The organism is Xanthobacter sp. BG11Y11_SDJG, assembly GCF_057364445.1.
In genome coordinates this window covers 1-3,509 of record NZ_JBNFNU010000424.1, presented here as the reverse complement: position 1 = coordinate 3,509, position 3,509 = coordinate 1, and the positions used below count along the sequence as shown (strand labels likewise).

3 protein-coding genes are annotated in these 3,509 nt (G+C 69.2%); 1 reads left to right on the top strand and 2 read right to left on the bottom strand.

Annotation, left to right across the window (positions count from 1 at the left end; translation table 11 throughout):
* Positions 1 to 30 precede the first annotated feature (30 nt).
* Both AC2W7M_RS22155 and AC2W7M_RS22150 read right to left on the bottom strand, forming a co-directional pair.
* Positions 31 to 774 (bottom strand): TerC family protein, encoded by a 744-nt coding sequence (locus AC2W7M_RS22155; RefSeq protein ID WP_486134962.1) that lies wholly within the window; start codon positions 772 to 774, stop codon positions 31 to 33.
* A gap of 13 nt (positions 775 to 787) precedes the next feature.
* Entirely contained in the window at positions 788 to 1,720 is a 933-nt protein-coding gene (locus AC2W7M_RS22150; RefSeq protein ID WP_486134961.1) for a lipid kinase, read from the bottom strand.
* Between the two features lie 1,003 nt (positions 1,721 to 2,723).
* Between AC2W7M_RS22150 and AC2W7M_RS22145 the strand changes: the two genes are divergently transcribed.
* On the top strand, positions 2,724 to 3,464 hold the full coding sequence (locus AC2W7M_RS22145; protein WP_486134959.1) for a TetR/AcrR family transcriptional regulator: 741 nt from the start codon (positions 2,724 to 2,726) through the stop codon (positions 3,462 to 3,464).
* Positions 3,465 to 3,509: the final 45 nt, after the last annotated feature.

Below are 3,509 nucleotides of genomic sequence, written 5' to 3'. Positions count from 1 at the left end.
CGCGGCGCGGTCCCCGGGGGAAGCGCGCCTTCAGTGCGGCGCCTTCTGGCCGCGCCGGCGGGCCATGATGTTGAGGCCCTCCACGAAGGCCGAGAAGGCCATGGCGGCATAGATGTAGCCCTTGGGCACGTGGGCGCCGAAGCCCTCGGCGATCAGCGTCATGCCGATCATGATGAGGAAGCCCAAAGCGAGCATCACCACGGTCGGATTGCGCTCGATGAACTGGGCCAGCGGATCGGCCGCGAGCAGCATGGCCGTGACCGCCGCCAGCACCGCGATCACCATGATCGGGATGTGCTCGGTCATGCCCACGGCGGTGATGATGCTGTCCACCGAGAACACCAAATCGAGCAGGAGGATCTGCACGATCGCGGAGGAGAAGCCGATGGACGCCTTGGCGGGGGCTTCGAACAGGTCGTCGTTCGGGTGCGGGTCGACGCTGTGGTGGATCTCCTTGGTGGCCTTCCACACCAGGAACAGGCCGCCGGCGATGAGGATCATGTCGCGCCAGGAGAAATCGTGGCCGAAAACCGTGATCACCGGCGCGGTCAGCCGCACGATGATGGCGATGGTGCCGAGCAGGCCGAGCCGCATGATGAGCGCGAGGCCGATGCCGATCCGCCGCGCCTTGCTGCGGTGCTGGGGCGGCAGCTTGTTGGTGAGGATGGAGATGAAGATCAGGTTGTCGATGCCGAGCACCACCTCCATGGCGACGAGGGTGATGAGCGCCACCCAGGCGGCCGGGTCCTGGGCAAGGGCGAGGAGGTAGTCCATGGGCGATTTTCCTTCAGGCGCGGGAGGAGAGGGTGTCTTGGAAGGGCGGGAGGGACGCCGCGGGCGCTGCCGGGGCATAGACATGAAGCGCCCCCGGCCGGATCGTGAAGCGGGCCGGGGTCTGCGTCACCAGTTCGCCATCGGTGTTCACCGGACGCGGATAACGCGTCTCTACGGTGACTTCGGTGGTGCGGAATGCGCGCACGTCGTCCCAGCGCCCCTGAGTGCCGCGGCGCAGCGCCGGAAGGAGGCGCAGCAGGCGCCACCAATGGTCTACTTCCAGGCTGTAGAAATCGAGCCGGCCGTCGTCGGCTCTTGCATCGGCAGCCACCGCCATGCCGCCGCCGTAATAGCGCCCGCTGCCCACGGAGACCTGCAGCGTGCGCACCTTTTCCACCGTGCCGTCATGGACCACATGGGCCGTGAACAGACGCGACTGGGCGAGGAGGCGCGCCGCAACCACGGCATAGCCGAGCACGCCGAAGCGCTGCTTGGCATCGTGGGTGAGGGCGCGCGCGAGATCGGCGCTGAAGCCGATGCTGGCCACGTTGAGGAAGGGGTGGCCGTTGACGTCACCGAGGTCGATCGGGCGCGGGGTGCCGGTGGCGATGAGGCGGGCGGCGGCCACCGTGTCCGTGGGAATGCCGAGGGTGCGGGCGAAGTCGTTGGCGGTGCCGAGCGGCAGGATCCCGAGCGGAATGCCGGTGTCGGCCAGTGCTGCGGCGGCGGCATTCAGCGTTCCGTCCCCACCGCCGATGACAATCAGGTCGAAGGTGCCCGCTTCGCTGCGGATGAGATCGGCGAGCGCTTCACCAGCCGGCAGATCCCGACCCGCCACGTGGATGCCCCCTGCCTCCAGCGCCGCGCGCTCGCGCGACAGGGCGGAGCCGCCCATGCGGGCACGCGGGTTGACCAGCAGCAAGGCGCGCCGAGACAGGCGGTTCATGGGCGCAAACGCCGGGAAGGCCGCAAAGCGGCCAGGCGGGCAGGATCAAAGGGGGGCCTCGGTCGATCGGGAACACGACATCGATCCGACATCACACAGCCGTACGGCCGCGCCAGAGGGGCCCGGATCACTCGGCTCTGAGGTAGGCACGCGAGGCCGCGCGGCAACCGTGCGTCCTATGCGGCGAAAAGCCGCATGAGGGCAGCCGGGTGTGGCTGGGGACATGAGCCATCGAAGGGAGCGCCCGATCTGTCTGCCGCTGGGGCCGCCCTTTCGACCGCATCAGCGCCGGGACGGTTGGCGCAGTTCAGCCGCTGAATCTCCGGCGCCGTCGGGCTCCCGACCGGCAAAGCAGGATATGTCCGGGGTGGCGCAGCGGAGGACCCAGGCGTGGCATGGGAGGTCGGGGATATCATCGCCTCAAGCGGCTCCAGCCGAGCCGGATAAGCGCTTGTTCCAGGAGATAGAAGCTGTGGGCTGCGGACCGAACCCGAGTGCAGAGCCCACCCAGCGGCCTTCGCCGGACCTGCCGGCTCGCGTGCTTGCGCTGTTGCGCGTCCGGCCATGGGGCGCGGCGACCGGCGTGCTGCCAAGAGCGCCGCCATGGCGCGCCATGACCGGAAGAGTCTGCTGGGATCGCGACCTTAAGGAAGAGAGGGAGGAGAGCGGGGGCGGTGCTCTCCTCCCTCCGGCCCGATCAGCGCGTGGGTTGCGGACCGCGCGTTGACCGAACGGTTCGGTCGATGGGATTGATCTAGCGCATCGCAACTGGCATAGCAAGAGGGAACCGTACGGTTCGGTTCGATGTTGTCCGATTGGCCTGTTGCGCCGGCGCAACCCTGCGCCGGCTTGTGGCCGAGACGGGCGGTGATGGCGAGGCCGGCGCTTGCGCCGGCGCAGCCGATGCCCGCAGATCGAAGATCGTACCGCGGGTGCTCGGTCGGGGGCCGGGCAGAGGCGGATCCAAAGGCAGGGCAGATGCAGGCGAGGATGTGTGACGGCGATGGCGAGTGAGAGCGGCGCGGCCCTGGCGCGCATGGCCGAGGCGCGCGAGAGCGCCCACGGCGCCGGGCAGGACCCGGAAAAGCGCAGGCAGATTCTTTCCGGCGCCCGCGAGGTGTTTCTCGAGCGCGGCTTCGATGCGGCGAGCATGGGCGACATCGCCCGCGCCGCCGGCGTCTCCAAGGGCACGCTGTACGTCTATTTCCAGAACAAGGAAGACCTGTTCGCCGCGCTGGTCGCCAGCGAGTGCACCGAGACCGCCGAGCGCCTGTTCGTGTTCGACGCCGCTGCCCCCGACGTTGAGACCGCGCTCACCGAGCTTGGCCACTCCTTCATCGCCGCCATGGTGCGGCCCGGCCATATCGCCACCCTGCGCACCGTGATTGCCATTGCCGGAAAGTTTCCGGAGATCGGACGCCGCTTCTTCGAGGCGGGGCCCTGCGCCGGCATTCAGCGCCTGTCGCACTTCCTGGCCGCCAAGGTGGAGCAGGGCGTGCTCGACATCGAGGACGTGGAGCAGGCGGCGAGCCAGTTCCTCGGCCTGTGCAAGGACGGCGTGACGGCGCCCATCCTGATCGGTTCCAACGAGCCGCCCGATCCGGCCCATACGGCGAAGGTGGTGAACGGCGCCGTGCGGGTCTTCATGGCCGCCTACGGCGCCAAGCCGCGCACATGTGCATGCGGCGCGGCACCCGCCGCGGCCGACGCTGCCGATCCGGAGCCGGGCGTCCCGGCGCTCTGAGCGCTGCCTCAAAGGACCGTCCGGCGCGCCGGGCGCGCCGCCACG

Coding starts and splice junctions, on each gene's coding strand:
- AC2W7M_RS22155 (WP_486134962.1), bottom strand. CDS start 774: ATGGACTACCTCCTCGCCCTTGCCCAGGACCCGGCCGCCTGGGTGGCG.
- AC2W7M_RS22150 (WP_486134961.1), bottom strand. CDS start 1,720: ATGAACCGCCTGTCTCGGCGCGCCTTGCTGCTGGTCAACCCGCGTGCC.
- AC2W7M_RS22145 (WP_486134959.1), top strand. CDS start 2,724: ATGGCGAGTGAGAGCGGCGCGGCCCTGGCGCGCATGGCCGAGGCGCGC.